At 38.8% G+C, this 19,771-nt stretch carries 18 protein-coding genes and 1 tRNA gene; 9 read left to right on the top strand and 10 right to left on the bottom strand.

The window, feature by feature from the left end; all coding sequences use genetic code 11:
* Positions 1-226 precede the first annotated feature (226 nt).
* The 3 genes from trxB to ACG59Z_RS08910 all read left to right on the top strand — a co-directional run bounded on the left by trxB (position 227) and on the right by ACG59Z_RS08910 (position 2,859).
* A complete protein-coding gene (trxB, locus tag ACG59Z_RS08920) occupies positions 227-1,174 on the top strand; it encodes a thioredoxin-disulfide reductase (RefSeq protein ID WP_343569884.1) in 948 nt (315 codons plus the stop codon).
* 119 nt (positions 1,175-1,293) lie between these two features.
* The gene (gene aat, locus ACG59Z_RS08915; protein ID WP_400198859.1) at positions 1,294-2,025 is read left to right on the top strand and encodes a leucyl/phenylalanyl-tRNA--protein transferase; all 732 of its coding nucleotides are present in this window, start codon (positions 1,294-1,296) and stop codon (positions 2,023-2,025) included.
* A gap of 18 nt (positions 2,026-2,043) precedes the next feature.
* Positions 2,044-2,859, top strand: a complete 816-nt coding sequence (locus tag ACG59Z_RS08910; protein WP_263613083.1) for an arginyltransferase — start codon at positions 2,044-2,046, stop codon at positions 2,857-2,859.
* A gap of 43 nt (positions 2,860-2,902) precedes the next feature.
* Here the strand turns inward: ACG59Z_RS08910 and rimI are convergent, their stop codons facing one another.
* The 8 genes from rimI to ACG59Z_RS08870 form a co-directional block, all read right to left on the bottom strand.
* On the bottom strand, positions 2,903-3,358 hold the full coding sequence (gene rimI, locus ACG59Z_RS08905) for a ribosomal protein S18-alanine N-acetyltransferase (protein ID WP_263613082.1): 456 nt from the start codon (positions 3,356-3,358) through the stop codon (positions 2,903-2,905).
* Positions 3,359-3,467: 109 nt separating this feature from the next.
* A complete protein-coding gene (locus tag ACG59Z_RS08900; protein WP_002052039.1) occupies positions 3,468-4,343 on the bottom strand; it encodes a metal-dependent hydrolase in 876 nt (291 codons plus the stop codon).
* 239 nt (positions 4,344-4,582) lie between these two features.
* Positions 4,583-5,464 carry a metal-dependent hydrolase gene (locus ACG59Z_RS08895; RefSeq protein ID WP_400198858.1) on the bottom strand — a complete coding sequence of 294 codons (882 nt, stop codon included), beginning with the start codon at positions 5,462-5,464 and terminating at the stop codon, positions 4,583-4,585.
* Between the two features lie 203 nt (positions 5,465-5,667).
* Positions 5,668-6,858: an elongation factor Tu gene (tuf, locus tag ACG59Z_RS08890; RefSeq protein WP_002157016.1), complete on the bottom strand. Its 1,191-nt coding sequence runs from the start codon at positions 6,856-6,858 to the stop codon at positions 5,668-5,670.
* A 94-nt stretch (positions 6,859-6,952) separates the two neighbouring features.
* On the bottom strand, positions 6,953-9,091 hold the full coding sequence (gene fusA / locus ACG59Z_RS08885) for an elongation factor G (protein ID WP_263613080.1): 2,139 nt from the start codon (positions 9,089-9,091) through the stop codon (positions 6,953-6,955).
* 178 nt (positions 9,092-9,269) lie between these two features.
* A complete protein-coding gene (gene rpsG / locus ACG59Z_RS08880) occupies positions 9,270-9,740 on the bottom strand; it encodes a 30S ribosomal protein S7 (RefSeq protein WP_001138055.1) in 471 nt (156 codons plus the stop codon).
* Between the two features lie 159 nt (positions 9,741-9,899).
* The gene (rpsL, locus tag ACG59Z_RS08875; protein ID WP_002050319.1) at positions 9,900-10,274 is read right to left on the bottom strand and encodes a 30S ribosomal protein S12; all 375 of its coding nucleotides are present in this window, start codon (positions 10,272-10,274) and stop codon (positions 9,900-9,902) included.
* Between the two features lie 200 nt (positions 10,275-10,474).
* Positions 10,475-11,791, bottom strand: a complete 1,317-nt coding sequence (locus ACG59Z_RS08870) for an EcsC family protein (RefSeq protein WP_400198857.1) — start codon at positions 11,789-11,791, stop codon at positions 10,475-10,477.
* Positions 11,792-12,087: 296 nt separating this feature from the next.
* Here ACG59Z_RS08870 and ACG59Z_RS08865 point away from each other — a divergent pair, with 296 nt between their 5' ends.
* The 6 genes from ACG59Z_RS08865 to ACG59Z_RS08840 all read left to right on the top strand — a co-directional run bounded on the left by ACG59Z_RS08865 (position 12,088) and on the right by ACG59Z_RS08840 (position 18,502).
* Positions 12,088-13,317, top strand: a complete 1,230-nt coding sequence (locus tag ACG59Z_RS08865; protein WP_004738399.1) for a beta-ketoacyl-ACP synthase II — start codon at positions 12,088-12,090, stop codon at positions 13,315-13,317.
* Between the two features lie 18 nt (positions 13,318-13,335).
* The gene (gene hemJ / locus ACG59Z_RS08860) at positions 13,336-13,788 is read left to right on the top strand and encodes a protoporphyrinogen oxidase HemJ (RefSeq protein ID WP_004738397.1); all 453 of its coding nucleotides are present in this window, start codon (positions 13,336-13,338) and stop codon (positions 13,786-13,788) included.
* 170 nt (positions 13,789-13,958) lie between these two features.
* On the top strand, positions 13,959-14,819 hold the full coding sequence (locus ACG59Z_RS08855; RefSeq protein WP_400198856.1) for a pirin family protein: 861 nt from the start codon (positions 13,959-13,961) through the stop codon (positions 14,817-14,819).
* Positions 14,820-14,909: 90 nt separating this feature from the next.
* The gene (locus ACG59Z_RS08850; protein ID WP_400198855.1) at positions 14,910-15,470 is read left to right on the top strand and encodes a hypothetical protein; all 561 of its coding nucleotides are present in this window, start codon (positions 14,910-14,912) and stop codon (positions 15,468-15,470) included.
* Positions 15,471-15,855: 385 nt separating this feature from the next.
* The gene (locus tag ACG59Z_RS08845; RefSeq protein WP_022575859.1) at positions 15,856-17,481 is read left to right on the top strand and encodes an NAD+ synthase; all 1,626 of its coding nucleotides are present in this window, start codon (positions 15,856-15,858) and stop codon (positions 17,479-17,481) included.
* Positions 17,474-18,502, top strand: a complete 1,029-nt coding sequence (locus tag ACG59Z_RS08840; RefSeq protein ID WP_400198854.1) for a hypothetical protein — start codon at positions 17,474-17,476, stop codon at positions 18,500-18,502. Before ACG59Z_RS08845 ends, ACG59Z_RS08840 begins: the two co-directional genes overlap by 8 nt.
* Positions 18,503-18,545: 43 nt before the next feature.
* On the opposite strand, the gene ACG59Z_RS08835 is transcribed toward ACG59Z_RS08840, so the two are convergent.
* Positions 18,546-18,622, bottom strand: a tRNA-Met gene (locus ACG59Z_RS08835).
* A 157-nt stretch (positions 18,623-18,779) separates the two neighbouring features.
* On the bottom strand, positions 18,780-19,736 hold the full coding sequence (cntB, locus tag ACG59Z_RS08830; RefSeq protein ID WP_311087063.1) for a carnitine monooxygenase, reductase subunit CntB: 957 nt from the start codon (positions 19,734-19,736) through the stop codon (positions 18,780-18,782).
* Between the last annotated feature and the right edge of the window lie 35 nt (positions 19,737-19,771).

Below are 19,771 nucleotides of genomic sequence, written 5' to 3'. Positions count from 1 at the left end.
AGACCTACATTTCAGATCTTCAACGAATGAACTTTATATTATGCACCTGTTCTTACAAAAAAGGTGCATGATTCTTTACAGTTGTTGTTAACATAAGGCTCTTCTATATTGTTATATAACTTAATTCGATTGTCCTGATCAATATTATCCACATTGATTTCACGCTATTGGTCGGCAATTTCACGTATAATTTTCAAAATTCTCGAAATAAATAAGGATACCCTCAATGAGTGCTCGTCATTCTCGGTTAATTATTCTCGGTTCTGGCCCTGCGGGTTATAGTGCAGCTGTCTATGCAGCACGTGCAAATCTTAAACCAACACTTATTGCTGGTTTACAACTTGGCGGCCAACTTACAACAACAACCGAAGTTGACAACTGGCCGGGCGATCCTGAAGGTTTGACTGGTCCTGCTTTAATGGACCGTATGCAAGCACATGCTGAACGCTTCGGAACCGAACTCGTCTATGACCATATTAATGAAGTGGACTTAAATGTACGTCCTTTTGTTCTTAAAGGTGATATGGATGAGTACACTTGTGATGCATTAATTATTGCAACTGGTGCTACAGCTCAATACCTTGGTTTAGAGTCTGAACAAAAGTTTATGGGCCAAGGCGTAAGCGCATGTGCAACATGTGACGGTTTCTTCTATAAGAACCAAAAAGTAATGGTTGTAGGTGGTGGTAACACTGCCGTTGAAGAAGCGCTTTATTTATCAAATATTGCTGAACATGTAACCCTTGTTCACCGCCGTGATTCTTTACGCTCTGAGAAGATTTTGCAAGATCACTTATTTGCTAAAGAAAAAGAAGGCAAAATCAGTATCGTTTGGAACCATGCAGTTGAAGAAGTTCTTGGCGACAATACTGGTGTAACAGGTGTTCGCTTAAAATCTACAAAAGATGAAAGCAAACAAGATGTCCAAGTTCAAGGCTTATTCGTTGCCATTGGTCACAAGCCAAATACTGGAATGTTTGAAGGCCAGTTAAACTTACGTGATGGTTATATTCAAGTACAAAGTGGTACTTCAGGTAATGCAACAGCAACTTCTGTAGCAGGTGTTTTCGCTGCTGGTGATGTTGCTGACAGTATCTACCGTCAAGCCATTACTTCAGCTGGTTCAGGCTGTATGGCAGCATTAGATGCAGAAAAATATCTAGATAATCTTTAAGTTTAGATATTTCAAACAGCCGTTTTATAACGGCTGTTTTTTTATCATTTATAATAATTACTGGCTGCCTCAAATTAATTTTTATAGCATAACCCTTAAGCACATATTATTTTAGTCTTATGAACACACTACCTCTATCTCAATATATTTTCCCAGATCCAGAGGAAGCCGATCCAGATGGTCATGGTCTAATTTGTATTGGTGCTGATCTCTCCCCTTCTACGCTCTATGAAGCATATACCCATGGACTTTTCCCTTGGTTTAATGAAGATGAACCTATTTGTTGGTGGAGCCCTCAACCACGCTGTGTGATTTATCCTCAAAACTATAAACCAAGTAAATCGCTCATTCGGAACATGAAAAAGCACGATTACACCATTACGGTAAATCGTGCTTTTGAACAAGTCATCCGCTCATGTTCACTACCTCGAAGCTATGCCAACGAAACTTGGATTAGCGAAGATATTATTCAGGGTTATTGTGCAATGTTTGATGCAGGTTATGGCTATAGCGTAGAGGTTTGGCAAGACGAACAGCTGGTAGGTGGTTTATATGGGGTAACGATCGGTAAGGGTTGTTTTGGCGAGTCTATGTTTAGTACTCAAACCGATGTTTCTAAAATGGCTTTTTATACTTTAATGTTAATCGGTCAAGAAAATCAGCTTCCTTGGGTCGACTGCCAACTGGTAAATAGTCACTTAATTAGCCTTGGGGCTTGTACACTTTCTCGGCAGGAATATCTTAAATCGTTACAAGATGTAATTATTCACCCCTGTATCAATTGGAAAAAGTATCAAGAACGTGTATTTTCAAGTAAAACAATAGCATTAAATGCAAAATTAATGGAATGATAACAGGAGGGACCAATCATGAAATCATATCACCCGAAGTCCCTTTTAAATGATCTGCAATATTATATTACCCCACCTCACGATTGCAGCTATTTAGAAAATAAGTCAGCACGTATGGTCTTTTTAGACCCGATTCATCGAATTGATGTAGTGACTCTTTCAGAGCTTTCTCGTTTAGGTTTTCGTCGTAGTGGCGACTTTGTATATCGACCTGAATGTCATTTATGCAGACAGTGTTTGTCTTGTCGTGTACCAGTTGCCGACTTCCAAATGAACAGTATGCAAAAAAAATCATGGAAGCGAAATCAAGACCTTACTATGACTGTTCTGCCAACCCGACAAGCTGCGCAAATACATTATGATCTATATGAACGTTACATTAACGAGCGCCATGCCGATGGTGATATGTTTCCACCAAGTTTAGATCAGTTTGAAAAATTTCTAGTTCATAGCTGTACAGATAGTTTCTTCTTGGAACTATGGAAAGATAACCGTCTTATTAGCGTTTCTACCTGTGATTTAATGGATGATGGATTATCTGCGGTCTATACTTTCTTTGACCCAGATGAACACCGTAGATCTTTAGGTGTTTATTCGATTCTAAATCAGATCGAATATGTAAAATCACTTGGTTTAGAATATCTTTATTTAGGCTATTGGGTGCCACACTCAGCCAAAATGAATTATAAATCTCAATATACCCCCCTAGAACTTTTACTAGACGGGCAATGGCGCCGCTTAAATCGATCATTATCGCCTGAAGAGATCAATCAGTTAGGTAACTCTCTCATGACAACATTACCTTCTGAGTGGAATAATTTAATTATTAAATAGCTCGATTCTGTCTTGCTGTTAAGTCCGCAGCAAGACAGCCATTTTAAAATAAAGAAGCGAAATCATCGGTACAGCTTTTTACCATAATAACGGCATTTTCACGCCCACCCTCTTGAGTTGGGTAATAATTGCGACGCACATCAATTTGATGAAAACCTGTTTTTTCGTATAGCCCTATTGCCGCTTTATTACTTTCACGAACCTCTAAAAAAATCTGTACAGGTTGATTTTCTAAGCGCTCAATCGATGCATCTAACAATTGATATCCCAAGCCTTTGCCTTGCATTTCAGGATCAATTGCCATAAGCAATAAATTCGCTTCATCTAACACAGGTTGTAAAATACAAAAACCAACAACCTTATGATTTAACTCAATTACCGTACATTGATAAGAGTTCACAGACTCTACAAATTGCTGCCTAGACCATGGATGTGTCTGAACAAGCTTCTCAATTTGAGCAACACTATCAATATCGGAGGCTTGCATAGTACGAATCATGAGTTTCAACACACTTTCAGATTTCAAAGTAAACGTATTATAGAAACTTAAATAAAAAAAACGAGCAAAAAAAAAGAGCAATTAAATTGCTCTTTTTTTAATACGTTTGTTAAAGCCCTAACTTTTCACGCCAAGTTGCTAATAAAGCCGTTGTATCCGAATCATTTGGATGAAATTTTGGTCTTAAGAAATCAAGTAACTCTGGAATTTGACGTGTCATAAAACCTTTACGGCCATACATAAACTTAAGCATGTACTTGGTGTCTTTCCAAGTTAATTTGTCATCAGTCTTGAGTAATTTAGCAGTAAAATAAGATTGAGTTGCGAAGATTAAAGCCATTGCAATAATTAAAGCAGTTGAGCGCATAAAATAAGCTTTTGGCCCTTGCCCATACATGCTTGTATACACATCAAATGCCACAGCTTTATGTTCATTTTCTTCTACCGCGTGCCACATCCATAAGTGATACATAGTGTCATCTTGGAACATGGCTTGAATTTCAGGATTTTGTAAAAGTTCAGCTGCAATCGTCGATGTAAAATGTTCTAAAGCGCATGTACCGGTTAAATCAATCATTTCTTTAGTATAACCAAAAGGTTTCATTAACTTGGTTACAACTGCCGTACCCATTTTAATGACTGTACCTGTTTGCTTTTCCATTTTGCGAACATCATATCCATATGCTTGCGCAGAAGCATTAAAAGCTAAATGCTCTTTAGAATGCATAGCTTCTTGACCAATAAAAGCACTTATTTCTTTTTGAAGAGCCGGGTCAGCTAATTTAGGATCATTTCGCACTGCACGCGTACTATTTACAAAGAACTGCTCGCCTTCAGGAAAAAGAGCCGATAATGCTGTCATAAAGTGAGTCAATCCTGCATCGTAATTTGCCCAATAACGTGGGACTTGAGCAAATTCAAAGTCCATACGACGTACAGGGAAGCTTGCTCCAGCACGATTAGAAATATTTACTTTAGCATTCATGTCAGACTCCTTTAAGTGAACCATCAATTCACTTATATCCTTATTTATTTTCTTAATATTTATAATAATACGCCTTTAAAAGCGCTATTTAAGTGCAGATGAGGACAGCAAATTATCAGATGAGGTCATCACTAGCCCCTTTCTAGAGCAAAATGAATACCTATCATTTTTAAAAATGGGCAGTAGTTTCAAGACAACAAAAAAGGACTGCTAACAGTCCTTTTCACTTTGTTTTTAACTTAAAGTCCAAGTTTGGCTTTCCATGTTTTTAATAGACCAACTGTGTCTAAATCATTAGGGTGAAAGCCTGGTTTAAAATAAGCCAACATCTCTTTAGCCATACCCGTAATAATACCTTTGGATGGGCTATAACCATATTTATAAATCACAGACAATTCGTCTAAGTTTAATTTTTTATCTTGTCTTAAAAGACGTAGCACAAACGAAGATTGAATTGCGAAAATAAGTGCCATCGCAAATACAAGTGAGCTTGTACGTAATGCATAAGCTTTAACACCTTTACCAAATACACCCTCGTACACATCAAAAGCAACGGCTTTATGCTCATTTTCTTCTATTGCATGCCAATACCACATGGTTGACATTGTTTTATCTGTCATAAGCTCTTGAATATGGGTATTAACTAAAAGCTGAGATGCAATCGTTGCAGTAAAATGCTCAAGAGCCGTAGTCGCGGTTAAATCTACCATTTCTTGCGTCATACCAAATGGTTTTACGATCTTTGCAAAAGTCTTACGCGCAGTCTGAATAGCTGTATCAGTAAATTTTTCCAACGTCTCTACATCATGACCAAACTTTTGTGCAGATGCATTAAAGTTCACATGCTCTTGGGTATGCATCGCCTCTTGACCAATGAACGCACTAATTTCTTTTTGTAGTTCTTCATTATCTTTAATCGCTGGGTGGTAACGCACTGCACGTACACTATCAATAAAGAATTTTTCACCAGCAGGAAATAGCGCCGATAATGCTGTCATAAAATGCGTAAGCCCAGCAGAACCATCCATCCAGTATTCTGGTACATCATTAAACTCAAAGTTCATACGACGTACAGGAAAGCTTGCTCCAGCACGATTCGTAATATTTACTTTAGCGTTCATAGTGAAAGCTCCTTGCTAGTAACCATAGTTACTTAAACTTTATTGTTCGTTTTCTTGTTTCTTATCATACAAACTTAATAAAAAGGCTTAAGTGCAAATAGGGTCATTGAAGTATCAGTTAAGGCCAGCTTTCTATTGAATTGTCGAACAATTAAGCATAAAAAAAGCGCCCCAAAAGGAGCGCTTTTTTCACTGAAAAGTGATTATGCAGTTACTTTCGCAACAACACCAGCACCTACAGTACGACCACCTTCACGGATCGCAAAACGTAGACCTGGGTCCATTGCGATTGGGTGGATTAATTCTACTGACATTTCAACGTTGTCGCCTGGCATTACCATTTCAACGCCTTCTTTCAACTGGATCGCACCAGTTACGTCAGTTGTACGGAAATAGAACTGTGGACGGTAACCATTTAAGAATGGAGTGTGACGACCACCTTCTTCTTTAGAAAGTACGTATACTTCTGCGTCGAATTTAGTGTGCGGCTTGATTGTACCTGGTTTAGCAAGTACTTGACCACGTTGTACGTCTTCACGCTTAGTACCACGAAGTAATACACCACAGTTCTCGCCTGCACGGCCTTCGTCAAGAAGTTTACGGAACATTTCTACGCCAGTTACAGTTGTTTTAACTGTATCTTTAATACCAACGATCTCTACTTCTTCACCAACTTTAACGATACCAGATTCTACACGGCCTGTTACTACTGTACCACGACCTGAGATTGAGAATACGTCTTCGATTGGCATTAAGAATGCTTTGTCGATAGCACGTTCTGGTTCTGGGATGTAAGAGTCAAGAGCTGCTACAAGAGCAAGAACTGATTCTTCACCGTAAGGACCTGCTTCACCGTTAAGAGCAGCAAGAGCTGAACCACGGATTACTGGAGTGTCATCACCTGGGAAGTCGTAAGTAGAAAGAAGTTCACGAACTTCCATTTCTACTAATTCAAGTAATTCTTCGTCGTCAACAAGGTCGCATTTGTTTAAGAATACGATGATGTAAGGTACACCAACCTGACGAGAAAGAAGGATGTGTTCACGAGTTTGTGGCATTGGACCGTCAGTCGCAGCACATACAAGGATCGCGCCGTCCATCTGAGCAGCACCAGTGATCATGTTTTTAACGTAATCGGCGTGGCCCGGGCAGTCAACGTGTGCGTAGTGACGAATTGGAGAATCGTATTCTACGTGTGAAGTATTAATTGTAATACCACGTGCTTTTTCTTCAGGTGCTGAGTCGATTTGTGAGTAATCTTTCGCTTCACCGCCGTAAGTTTTTGCACAAATAGTTGCAATCGCAGCAGTTAAAGTTGTTTTACCATGGTCAACGTGACCGATTGTACCCACGTTTACGTGTGGTTTATTACGTTCAAACTTGGCTTTAGCCATGATGATCTTCCTTTATTAACTACTCATGGAGGGTCACCCCATGAGCACTTGGTTTTCAACTAAGAATTAGTTAGGGCTTATAGTAATCGAAAGATTACTCGTCGTCACCTTTTTTACCGCCAGCTTGGAATTTAGCAATGATGCCTTCAGCCACGTTACGTGGAGTTTCAGCATATTTAGCAAATTCCATTGAGTAAGTCGCACGACCTTGAGACATAGAACGCATTTGAGTCGCGTAACCAAACATCTCAGCAAGAGGAACTTCTGCTTTAATTGCTTTTGTTCCACCAGGAAGATCGTCCATACCTTGAACCATACCACGACGACGGTTTAAGTCACCCATGATATCGCCCATGTAGTCTTCTGGAGTTTCTACTTCAACTTTCATGATAGGTTCAAGAAGGATAGGATCCGCTTTCATGAAACCATCACGGAAGGCATAAGAACCAGCCATTTTGAACGATAATTCGTCAGAGTCGACATCGTGGTAAGAACCGTCGAAAAGAACAGCTTTAACGCCTACAACTGGGTAACCAGCCAAGACACCATTCTTCATACGTTCTTGAATACCTTTATCAACTGCACCGAAGAATTCTTTAGGTACTACACCACCAACAACTTCTTCAGCGAATTCGTATTCTTTACCAGCAGCTTCAACGTCAAGCGGTTCTAAACGAACATATACGTGACCGAATTTACCTTTACCACCAGTTTGACGTACGAATTTACCTTCTTGCTCAACAGTTTTCTTAATCGTTTCACGATAAGCAACCATTGGTTTACCGATATTCGCTTCAACACCGAATTCACGCTTCATACGGTCAACGATGATGTCAAGGTGAAGCTCACCCATACCAGCAATAATTGTTTGACCAGACTCTTCATCAGTACGTACACGGAACGATGGATCTTCTTTCGCCAAACGACCTAAAGCGATAGACATTTTTTCTTGGTCTGCTTTAGTTTTTGGTTCAACAGCCAATGAAATTACTGGCTCTGGGAATTCCATACGCTCAAGAGTAATGATGTTTTTCTCATCACATAATGTATCACCAGTTGTAACGTCTTTAAGACCTACACACGCTGCGATATCACCTGCACGGATTTCTTCAAGATCTTGACGCTCGTTCGCGTGCATTTGCACGATACGGCCGATACGTTCACGCTTAGATTTAACTGGGTTATAAACCGGATCACCTTGTTTAAGAACACCAGAGTAAACACGTACGAATGTTAAGTTACCTACGAATTTGTCGTTCATGATTTTGAACGCAAGCGCAGAGAACGGAGCTTCGTCAGATGCTTCACGAGACGCTTTAGTTTCGTCTTTGTCGTCAAGGATACCTTCGATCGCTTTAACTTCTGTAGGTGATGGTAAGAATTCAATTACAGCGTCCAACATACGTTGAACACCTTTGTTTTTGAACGCAGAACCACAAAGCATTACTTGAATTTCAGAAGCTAATGTACGAGCACGTAAACCAGCGATGATGTCTTCTTTAGAAAGATCACCTTCTTCTAGGTACTTGTCCATTAATTCTTCAGAAGCTTCAGCAGCTGCTTCAACCATGTTAGTACGCCATTCTTGAGCAGTATCAACTAGGTCAGCAGGAATATCACCGTATTCAAACTTCATACCTTGAGAAGCTTCATCCCAGATGATTGCCTTCATTTCGATAAGGTCAACAACACCTTGGAATGTGTCTTCAGCACCGATTGGCACAACGATTGGCACAGGGTTACCGCCCAAACGTGTTTTCATTTGTTCAACAACACGGAAGAAGTTTGCACCAGTACGGTCCATCTTGTTCACGAATGCTAAACGAGGCACTTTATATTTGTTTGCTTGACGCCATACAGTTTCAGACTGAGGCTGTACACCACCAACTGCACAGTAAACCATGCACGCACCGTCAAGCACACGCATAGAACGTTCAACTTCGATTGTGAAGTCTACGTGTCCCGGTGTATCAATTACGTTGATACGGTGTTGTTGGAATTGGTTAGCCATACCAGACCAGAAACAAGTTGTAGCAGCAGAGGTAATTGTAATACCACGCTCTTGCTCTTGTTCCATCCAGTCCATTGTTGCTGCACCGTCGTGTACTTCACCAATTTTGTGAGATACACCTGTGTAGAACAAAATACGTTCAGTTGTAGTTGTTTTACCTGCGTCAATGTGCGCAGAGATACCGATGTTACGGTAACGAGTAATTGGGGTTTGGCGAGCCATGATGTCTACATTCCTAAATGTTATCTTTAAAACAGGACGCATCAATTAAATTGATGCGCACGAATACTCAAACGGGGCAACTTAAATACCCGCAAAGCCCCCACTTTGGTAGAGAGCAATGTTGAATCTAGCTACTGTATGCATGAGTATTCTCCTGATTAGGGACTGTTTTATCCGCTTAGAAACGGTAGTGAGAGAAGGCTTTGTTAGCTTCTGCCATACGATGCACGTCTTCACGTTTTTTGATCGCGGCACCTTTGCCTTCAGCTGCATCAAGCAACTCGCCAGCAAGACGTAAAGCCATAGTTTTTTCAGAACGCTTAGCAGCAGCATCTACTAACCAACGCATTGCTAAGGCAGTACGACGGGATGGGCGTACTTCCATAGGTACTTGATAAGTAGCACCACCAACACGGCGTGCTTTTACTTCGACCATAGGACGAACTTTCTCAAGAGTAGTCTCGAAAAATTCAACTGGGTCTACTTTGTTTTTTTCTTGAACGCGTTCTAAAGCACCGTAAACGATACTTTCAGCAATAGATTTTTTACCATCTTGCATTACGTGGTTCATGAATTTAGCGATTGTTTGGCTGCTAAATTTTGGATCTGGAAGGATCTCACGAGCAGCGACTACGCGACGTCTTGGCATTTTAATACACCTAATAATATGACACTTCAGGATAATCCAGCAGTTTGTACAAGTGTCATGTACACGACGCTGGCCTTACTATACGTCGCTTGAATTACAAATCTATGAAGAATTCAAACAAGCGAAACGCTAAAGGGCTTTTAGACTAGTTTCCTAGAATTACTTCTTAGGACGCTTAGTACCGTATTTAGAACGTGATTGATTACGATCTTTAACGCCAGCACAGTCCAAAGAACCACGAACGGTATGGTAACGTACACCTGGTAAGTCTTTAACACGACCACCACGGATAAGAACAACACTGTGCTCTTGTAAGTTATGACCTTCACCACCGATGTAGCTAGATACTTCAAAACCTGAAGTTAAGCGAACACGGCAAACCTTACGCATAGCTGAGTTAGGTTTTTTAGGTGTAGTTGTATAAACACGTGTACAAACACCACGACGTTGTGGACAAGCCTTCAACGCAGGAACTTTGGATTTTTCAACCAAAGTCGTACGACCCTTACGGATCAACTGATTCGTTGTTGCCATATGGCAATTCTCCCGTTATTAAAAAACCTTAAAAAGAAAACACCTCTTTTTAAGGGCACATAATTGTAAGCCAAGATGCAAAAATGGTCAACATGGCAATACTTACCAAATGTTGACCATATCAATGTTTGACAGGATGATTTACAAATTTAAATAAGGGTGAAATTTAATTTTCAAACCCTATCTTTGTAATTGTATTGTTAAGAGTACTTCTGATCCTCTACAACATCATCATTTTCAATTTCTAAGGCTGGTTTTTGTTCACTGTGCTCATGCTCGACGACATGCTTTTCTGCAAGCTGTTCGATACCTTGATGAACATTTTCTTGCACTTTTTCTTCACTTTTTTCAGAAGTATTCGACTTAACCACAACAGATACTTTTGAAATTACATCATGATTTTCAATTTTATGATGTTGCGCTGCATGAACACTGCCATTTTCTCCAACATTTAACAGACGAGGACTCGCCTTTTGAATGAGAGTTACCGCAGCATAATAAGCTTGTAATGGTGATAAATGTTCGCTTGGGTGCTCATTTAAATAATGTCGTGCTGCACCAAAAATAGCTTGTGCCTTATGACCTACATCTTCTTGTAACTTCCAGCTATAAACAGCACTAAGTACTGCACCTGCCACTGGAGTAAACTTACCCACCGCAGCAAGTTGTGGAACTTTATTTAACCAGCTCCATTTAAACTCACCATTTTCATCGACTAACCAGCTTTTTAAAGTCTCAATATCATTTGAAGACCCAAGTACTTGTTGAAACTGTTGAATATCTTGCGTCTCTAACATATTACGTAAAGCTTTAAGTGCTAAAAGCACCGTCTGCTTCTCTGCAATCAGACTGATATCAACTTCTTTAAAAATAAATTCAACGACATCTTGGTCAGTGGCTTCAGTTAAATCAAAACCGTGTGATCTGCCTGTTTGATAAATTGTTCTTAAAACCAATACTAAAGAAACTGGAATATCTACGGCTGCACCAACCATACCCGATACACCAGTAATCGCACCTTGAATACTTGCGATGAGTTTATTTTGTTCAATTAAAGCCTGACTTAAACGTTGTGAACGTGAAGTATCTTTAGTCAGCTCAAATAGATCTTTTGCACCCGCTTCTTCTAAGATTTTTTCAGTCAGCGTACTTTTTGAACTAAAGTCATTCAGCCAATCAAATAAATAGGTCGATATTTTTTCATTCCAATCAGGCGAAATAAATGTCGCAATACCATTGACCTTTCTAAAATGACGGCCAAACACCTGACGCGTAACTTTAGGTAAATGTTCACGTAACATTTGTTGTGGACTTTCATACTGTTCCACTTCAAACGGACTTTTACTTCTAGCATTACCATCTACTGTTTTACCACTTGCAAGTGGCTCAACTACCTTACTAACCTCACCTATTTGGCTTTGCTGCAAGATGTTTAAACCAGTAGAACTGAGCTTTTTAGCCACTCCGAAGACCTGAGAAAACAAATTGTCAGATTGATTATTATTAAATTTTGTCATCCAGTACCTCGATTTTTTAATTTATCTAATTAGAGATAAATACTAGGTGGAATGTGGATTTATCTCAACTTGAATGTGTGTATTTTAGTTAACCCTAAATGCAACATACTATGTATTTGGTTATTTTTTTTAAATGCAAAATTGACATAAAGATTTGCCATAAGAAATAAAAAACCTTTCTGCTATCATGGTAACAACGAAAACATATGTCTAATGTTCTTACAGCTATATTCTCCTATCATTTAATAGCTGCTCATGTTCATAGACTTTAAATATCACCATAAAGGGACCTGTAGATGAAACGTGTTGTAATCACTGGTATGGGTATTAACTCATGTATCGGTAACTCTTTAGAAGCAGTTACTCACTCACTTCAAAATGGAATCTCCGGGACACGTTTTAACCCAACTTATGCTGAACTCAATTTTAAGAGTCATGTCAGCGCTGCTGCAGAACAAGATTTTGACAATATTGATCGTAAATTAAAACGATTCATGGGCGTATGTGCGATGTACGCTTATAACTCTGCTGTTGCCGCTGTTGAACATGCTGGCTTAAAAGCAGAAGATTTAGCAGATAATCCACGTTATGGTATTGCTGGCGGTTCAGGTGGTGGTTCAACTGCTTCTGTTGTAGAAATGACTGAGCTTTTAGAAACTAAAGGTGCTCGTAAAGTTGGTCCTTTCTTCGTTCCACGTAACATGACGAACACAATTACTGCAAACGTTGGTGTTGCATTTAAACTTCAAGGTATTGCTCACTCAATCGCAAGTGCTTGTGCAACTTCTGCAGATGCAATTGGTTATGCATATAACCTTATCGCATTAGGCAAACAAGATCTTATGCTTGCTGGTGGTGGTGAAGAAGATCATTGGTCTCAAAGCTTATTGTTTGATGCTATGGGTGCTTTATGTTCTAAATATAACGACACACCTGAAACTGCATCTCGTCCATATTCAAAAGACCGTGACGGTTTCGTTATTGCTGGTGGTGGCGGTTTCGTTGTTCTTGAATCTCTTGAACATGCTCAGGCACGTGGTGCAAAAATTCTTGCTGAAGTTGTTGCCTATGCTGCGAACAGTGACGGTGCAGACATGGTTGCTCCAAGCGGTGAAGGTGCGACTCGTTGTATCTTGATGGCTCTTGAAGAAGCTAAACAACACGGCGTAGAAAAAATTGACTATGTAAATACACATGGTACTTCTACACCAGCTGGTGACGTTACTGAACTTAAAGCAATGGAACGTGCTTTTGGTGAAGGTAAAGTTCCACCTTTAAGCTCAACTAAATCTATGACTGGTCACAGCTTGGGTGCTGCTGGTGTTCATGAAGCAATTTACTCTGTATTAATGCTTCAAAATGACTTTATTGCTCCAAACATTAACGTGACTGAGCTTGATGAAGGTACTGAAGGCTTTGATATTGTGCTTGAAAAACGTGATGCAAAATTGAATACTGTAATGAGTAACAGTTTTGGCTTTGGCGGTGTAAACGCTTGCCTAATTTTCAAGAAGTGGGATGCATAATCCCACCTAGGATTAACAATGGATGCACCTTCTGATGCTTTTTTGTGGGTAAAAGCATTACATATTATTGCTGTGGTTTGTTGGTTCGCTGCTTTGTTCTACTTACCACGTCTTTATGTTTACCATGCAATGAGTGATGATGCGGCAAGTCATCAACGCTTTGAAGTGATGGAACGTAAGTTGTATCGAGGTATTATGTGGCCGTCTATGATTGCCACATTAATTACCGCACACTTTCTTGTAGAGTGGGGCGATGCAACTCGACATTACCATGAAGCCACTTGGTTTTATCTAAAAGTTGGATTAGTGGCTTTATTAGTGGTTTACCATTTTGTTTGTGGTTACTATCGCAAAAAGCTTATTGGAAATGCTCACTATAAATCACATAAGTTCTGGCGCTTCTTCAATGAAATGCCAACCTTAATTTTATTTGCTGTTGTGATTTTAGTTGTTGTAAAACCTCAGTTTTAACTGGGGTTTTTTATTATCTAGGACTCTCACCTCCTGCTCTTATGCATTTTACTGACCCAACCTATTCATAATTTATTATTCAGAGCAAAAGACTTTTACACCAGCCTTAATACATTCTTATAAAAACATCTGATCTTTTTTATAAATTCAATCAATAGAAAGGATAAAGCATGAAAAGTCTGGCTTTTATTCATCGTAACGATACTCGCTTTGCGGTCGGTGATTTTTATCCAGTTCTTTCTGTTTTTTCCTACCATGAGTTAGGCAACACCCTCTCACCCTTCTTACTACTCGACCATTTGGGTCCCGGAAAAATTGCACCCTCTATAAAACGTAGAGGAGTTAATGATCATCCTCATCGTGGATTTGAAACGGTAACACTTGTTTATGCAGGTGAATTGGAACACAAAGATTCATCTGGTGGAGGTGGTTTTATAAGTGCTGGCGATGTGCAATGGATGACCGCAGCCTCTGGTGTGATTCATCGGGAATTGTTTAGTGAAGAGTTTTCTCGATCTGGTGGTGCTTTTGAAATGATTCAGCTTTGGGTCAATTTACCAGCAGCAGATAAAATGAACTCCCCTCGCTATCAAAGTTTAAAGAAAGCTGAAATACCAGTGGTGAAACTGGAAAATGAAGCTGGATTTGTACGTATTATTGCAGGGCAATTTAACCATGTTATGGGCCCCGCACTTACCCACACCCCTATTACTGTTTTGGATGTAGAGCTCCATACAGGTCAGCAAGCCACCTTCCCTGCTCAATCTGGTGAAACAGCTTTAGTTTATTTACGTTCAGGTCGGGCACAATTTCAAAAAGATGAAGAAGTTTTAGAGGAACAAGGCCTAGCAGTCATGTCAAATCAAGGAGAGCATTTCTCTATTACTGCCCTGCAAAGTTGTAAATTACTTATTCTGACAGGACAACCCATCACAGAGCCGATTAATGGTCATGGTCCATTTGTAATGAATACTTATGATGAGATTTTACAAGCCTATGATGATATTAAAAATGGAAGATTTACCAAGTAAAACAGCCTAACTGCCGCATGATAAACGAATGACAGTTATTTGTGTCTGTCTTTCAACATAGTTGATGTATGTTATGCTACAAATCAATAGATGAACTTATTTACTAGCAAAACTATGTTCACTCTCAACGCTTTTAAACTTGTCATATATCGACAATTTATTATTTTCACCCTTTTTATTTTTCGTCACTTAAAAAGCTATCCAATTCGATTTCTTACGCCTGAAGAAAAGGTTTTGGCGCAAAGGGTGTTTGGGGATTTGCTAGATTGCGAACGACCTAAAATTATTGCTACTCGTTACTTACCTTGGCAATCTCATGGAATTTTGATGGCGCCAAATGGAAATATTTATGTCAACATTTCTGACTACAGTAGTAATTACGCGCTAGAATCTAAATTCATTCAAGGCATTTTTATTCATGAGTTGGCTCATGTCATGCAATACCAACGAGGTATTCATGTACTACTAAAAGGTGCCTTACTGCAAACGACCTACTATCTGAGTTTTAAATATTACAACCCATATAAATACACTTACCATCCTCAGAAAGCTTTTAGCTCTTACAATATTGAGCAGCAAGGAGAAATTGCTAGAGATATCTGCTCAGGTAAACTGCCAAATATTATTTGTTCACCTCACTTTGATTTGTAACTAAATAATCAAGATCGTCTTCTACGTAATTTTTTTGCTAACTTACTGGTAGAAAATTTATAAACAAAAAAATATGAAAATAAAGTTGAGATCTAATTTTATTAATGTCAAATTATTGAAAATAAGTATAAAAACTTATTCCAAATTTTGGAGTGTTAAGGCAGTATACAAACAATAAAAATAATGAAGCTTGTTTCTATTGTATACAGAAAATCTCGTTATTTTTACGCAGAAAATATGTGATTGGTATATATTATTGATCTTGACATTTTTGTTTACTATTTTACTTGTTTATTATCGTGCCATACACATCGTTGAAAAATTATATTCATAAAAATCAACACTATGTGTATTTATATTCGTTATGATCTAGGATTAGGTTTGAATGAAAAGTTTTAAAGTTGCCCTTGCTCAGTTTTCTCCGCATATTGGCAATATTGACTCAAACACCCAAAAGATGATTGAGCAAGCAAATCAGGCGAAAAAACAAGACGCTGACCTGATTATTTTTCCTGAGCTTTCTGTGATTGGTTATCCAGCTGAAGACTTATTGTTACGTCCAAATTTAAATAAACGTATGCAAAAAGCTTTTGCTCAACTTAGTGAAGTTAAAGATATTGTGATGGTTTTCGGCTTCGTAAACCAAACAGAAGACGGCGAACGTTATAATTCAGCTGCTGTCATGAAAGACGGTCAGGTTTTAGGTGTCTTCAATAAGCATAACTTGCCAAACTATGGCGTTTTTGATGAAAAACGTTATTTCCAAAAAGGCCATCAGCACTTGGTTTTTGAATACTTAGGCCATAAGTTTGGTGTACTTATTTGTGAAGATATCTGGTCAATAAATACAGTTAAACAATTAAGCCAATTAAATGTTGATACTGTACTTGTGCTTAATTCATCGCCATATGAAGTGGGCAAACCACAGCATCGTATTCAAACATTAAGTGAACTTGCAAAACAGCTTCATTTAAACATTGTTTATGTCAACCAAGTCGGTGGACAAGATGATTTAATTTTTGATGGTACAAGTTTTGTCAGCAACCAAAATGGTGAAATTGCTTTACAAGCTCCAAGCTTTAAAGAAGACCTTTATATTGCTGAGTTTGACCGTGACACAAAACTCTATAAAGTTACCGAGTCTGCGCCTGCATTAGAAACTTTTGCAGAGATCTATCAAGGCTTAGTTATGGCAACGCGTGACTATGTAGAACGTTCAGGTTTCCCTGGTGTGATCTTAGGTCTTTCTGGTGGTATTGACTCTGCCCTTACACTTGCTATTGCTGTAGATGCAATTGGTGCGGAAAAAGTACAAGCTGTAATGATGCCATATACTTACACTTCTCAAATTAGTGTAGAAGATGCGGCTGAACAAGCTCGTCGTATGGGTGTAACTTTTGGTATTGCTGAAATTCACTCAATCGTAAATAGCTTCATGCAAACGCTCTACCCGTTCTTTGGTAATTCACCAGCCGATGCAACTGAAGAAAATTTACAAGCACGTGCTCGTGGCACATTGCTTATGGGCTTATCTAACAAGTTTGGTAATTTAGTACTCGCTACTGGCAACAAATCTGAACTTTCAGTTGGCTACTGCACACTTTACGGTGACATGGTGGGTGGCTTTGCTGTTCTAAAAGATGTTTATAAAACTATCGTGTTTGAATTAGCAAAATACCGTAATAGCTTAAGTGAAACTCCGGTTATTCCTGAGCGTGTGATTACGCGACCACCTTCAGCAGAACTTCGTCCAGATCAAAAAGACCAAGATTCTTTACCAGCTTATGATGTATTGGATGCCATCCTTTACGCATACATTGAAGAAGATTTAGGTCAGGCCGACATTATTGCCAAAGGTTTTGATAAAGAAGTTGTTGAAAAAGTCATCCGTTTAGTTGATCGTAATGAATACAAACGTCGTCAAGGTGCGATTGGCCCGAGAATTACCTCTCGTGCATTTAGTCGCGAACGACGTTATCCGATTGTCAACGGTTGGACAGCGAATGACTGAGCAGAAAAACTCATCAAAAACTACAGCACTTGCTCAAGCACTTTTGCTTGAGCAGGTGGAATTTTTCAAAAAACAATTATCTATAGAAAACTCACCTATTTATTTCCAGCAGTTCATTCAGTTGTTTATGCAACATGCTGACGAAATTAAACTTCATGAAGTTGTAGATTTAGAACAATTACAAGCTGTTGTGAAACGCTATGCTTTTGAAATGCAGCTAGGTGCTGGTTTACTTGAGTTTATTGGGGAAATCGCGCAGCGTATTTATTTATCTGCTATGAAGTCTCCAATTCAGTTACAAGATCTGGTCTCTGACCACCAATTTGAAATGTGGCTTTCTAAATTTTTAGAAATGGAACATATTCCTCATTATCTTAATCAGTTTTTAAGAACTAGCCCTTCTGTACAACAGCTTTGCCAATATATTGCAACCTCCACTCTAGAACAAAAATTACCAAAATTTTTAACTGCCTCGACAGTAAATGACTACCATTTTGAATGGCAACATAAACTCAAAAAATTCTCTTTTTTACAACAGCAACGTCTCGAACATAAACTTGAAACGTGGATTGCCAGTTTTATTCATGAACAACTTACAGAATTAAGCCTTTTATCGGCTGAAGATTTAGAAAGCCTAGTACGTCATGTCTGGGAAGACATTAGACATAAAAAAATGTATGAGTTTATGAAACAGCTCACTCCTCTCGATGTTGAGGAGTTCTTTGTTTTAATTTATGAGTACTGGAAAGAGCTACGCCAGTCGCAATTTATGCAAGATCTTATTTTGTATGGCGTCGAAGTCTTTTATGACTTTTATAAAGACCAAAGTCTATTTGAAGTGTTAAGTGAGATTGGTTTAACCGAAACCGATTTACAAACTGAAGCTTTACGTTTTTATCCGAAGGTTATGGATGCCTTTAATGAGCACGGTATTTTAGAACCATTACTTCAAGCGCTCTTAGCTCCTTTTTATCAAAGCTCAAAAACACTCGATATGATTGAAAAACATTTTAATGAGTAAAAAATAGATAAAAAGAAACCACGCAGGAGCGTGGTTTTTAAAATGGTGGCTATGACGAGACTTGAACTTGTGACCCCCGCATTATGAGTGCGGTGCTCTAACCAACTGAGCTACATAGCCGTAAACTGTGTGCGCATTATCTATAGTTCTGTATAGCAGGTCAATACTTCAAAACTCTTAATGCCTACCAAATGAACAAATATGATTCACACCACCATTATTTGTTCATTTTTTAGCAAATTCTTACTTTAAGCAATTGATCGGCCACAGAAATATATTAGAGATCTAATACTAGTTTTTTACCTTTAGCTCGCGATACACAAATCATCATGCTCTTCTGTGAAGCCTTTTCGGCATCACTTAAGTATTGATCGAAGTGCTCTGCTTCACCTTCTAAAATAGCAGTTTCACATGTACCGCAAACCCCTTCTCGGCATAAACATTCCACATTGATATTTAATGTCTCAATGGCTTGTAAAATAGTCTGGTTACTTTGTACTTCAATTTCCTGATTAGACTTGGCAAGTACTACCGTAAAAGCTTCCCCATCTTCTGGAACTGTTGAGGCAAATTGTTCCCAATGAATATATTCATCTCGGTAACGGTGCTTATTACAACAATCAATCACTGCATCAATCATAGGTTTAGGACCACATACATAAACATGTGTGCCTTTTGGTTGTGATGAAATGAGTTGATCTAAGTTAAGTGTACAGCCTTCTGAGTCAACATAACTAAATACACGCTCTGCATGTTTCTGCTTTAACTCATCAAGTAAAGCCGCATGTTCAGGTGAACGATAAGCATAATGTAGCTCAAAGTCTGCCCCACGTGCTGCAAGCTCATCCATTTGTGGCAAGAATGGTGTAATACCAATACCACCTGCAATTAAAATATGTTTATTGCCTGTTTCCGCTAATGGAAATAAATTTTTTGGTTCTGAAATCTGAATTTCACAGCCTTCATTACATTGATCATGCATGAAAACCGAACCGCCCTTACCTTCCACATCTTTACGAACACAGACTTGGTAAGTCGATAGATCTTGCGTACAACTCATCAATGAGTAGGCATTGGAAAGTTGTTCATTCATTTTGACAATAATATGGCTTCCCCCACTAAATCGAGGAAAGTTCTGCCCATCTTGACGTTTGAACGTAAACCGTTTGATTAAAGGGGTTAGCTGTTCCACACGAGTAACAACTGCTGGGAACATTTCATAATGACTAGCCATATTAGAATCCTTCTTTTACCGCATATTCTTGTTGT

The organism is Acinetobacter sp. ABJ_C1_1, assembly GCF_044684115.1.
Lineage (GTDB): Bacteria > Pseudomonadota > Gammaproteobacteria > Pseudomonadales > Moraxellaceae > Acinetobacter > Acinetobacter nosocomialis_A.
This window is presented reverse-complemented; position numbering and strand designations above follow the sequence as displayed.

What these genes read in the sequence shown, in the direction of transcription:
- trxB (WP_343569884.1), top strand. Translation starts at nt 227, where the DNA reads ATGAGTGCTCGTCATTCTCGGTTAATTATTCTCGGTTCTGGCCCTGCG.
- aat (WP_400198859.1), top strand. Translation starts at nt 1,294, where the DNA reads ATGAACACACTACCTCTATCTCAATATATTTTCCCAGATCCAGAGGAA.
- ACG59Z_RS08910 (WP_263613083.1), top strand. Translation starts at nt 2,044, where the DNA reads ATGAAATCATATCACCCGAAGTCCCTTTTAAATGATCTGCAATATTAT.
- rimI (WP_263613082.1), bottom strand. Translation starts at nt 3,358, where the DNA reads ATGATTCGTACTATGCAAGCCTCCGATATTGATAGTGTTGCTCAAATT.
- ACG59Z_RS08900 (WP_002052039.1), bottom strand. Translation starts at nt 4,343, where the DNA reads ATGAATGCTAAAGTAAATATTTCTAATCGTGCTGGAGCAAGCTTCCCT.
- ACG59Z_RS08895 (WP_400198858.1), bottom strand. Translation starts at nt 5,464, where the DNA reads ATGAACGCTAAAGTAAATATTACGAATCGTGCTGGAGCAAGCTTTCCT.
- tuf (WP_002157016.1), bottom strand. Translation starts at nt 6,858, where the DNA reads ATGGCTAAAGCCAAGTTTGAACGTAATAAACCACACGTAAACGTGGGT.
- fusA (WP_263613080.1), bottom strand. Translation starts at nt 9,091, where the DNA reads ATGGCTCGCCAAACCCCAATTACTCGTTACCGTAACATCGGTATCTCT.
- rpsG (WP_001138055.1), bottom strand. Translation starts at nt 9,740, where the DNA reads ATGCCAAGACGTCGCGTAGTCGCTGCTCGTGAGATCCTTCCAGATCCA.
- rpsL (WP_002050319.1), bottom strand. Translation starts at nt 10,274, where the DNA reads ATGGCAACAACGAATCAGTTGATCCGTAAGGGTCGTACGACTTTGGTT.
- ACG59Z_RS08870 (WP_400198857.1), bottom strand. Translation starts at nt 11,791, where the DNA reads ATGACAAAATTTAATAATAATCAATCTGACAATTTGTTTTCTCAGGTC.
- ACG59Z_RS08865 (WP_004738399.1), top strand. Translation starts at nt 12,088, where the DNA reads ATGAAACGTGTTGTAATCACTGGTATGGGTATTAACTCATGTATCGGT.
- hemJ (WP_004738397.1), top strand. Translation starts at nt 13,336, where the DNA reads ATGGATGCACCTTCTGATGCTTTTTTGTGGGTAAAAGCATTACATATT.
- ACG59Z_RS08855 (WP_400198856.1), top strand. Translation starts at nt 13,959, where the DNA reads ATGAAAAGTCTGGCTTTTATTCATCGTAACGATACTCGCTTTGCGGTC.
- ACG59Z_RS08850 (WP_400198855.1), top strand. Translation starts at nt 14,910, where the DNA reads ATGAACTTATTTACTAGCAAAACTATGTTCACTCTCAACGCTTTTAAA.
- ACG59Z_RS08845 (WP_022575859.1), top strand. Translation starts at nt 15,856, where the DNA reads ATGAAAAGTTTTAAAGTTGCCCTTGCTCAGTTTTCTCCGCATATTGGC.
- ACG59Z_RS08840 (WP_400198854.1), top strand. Translation starts at nt 17,474, where the DNA reads ATGACTGAGCAGAAAAACTCATCAAAAACTACAGCACTTGCTCAAGCA.
- cntB (WP_311087063.1), bottom strand. Translation starts at nt 19,736, where the DNA reads ATGGCTAGTCATTATGAAATGTTCCCAGCAGTTGTTACTCGTGTGGAA.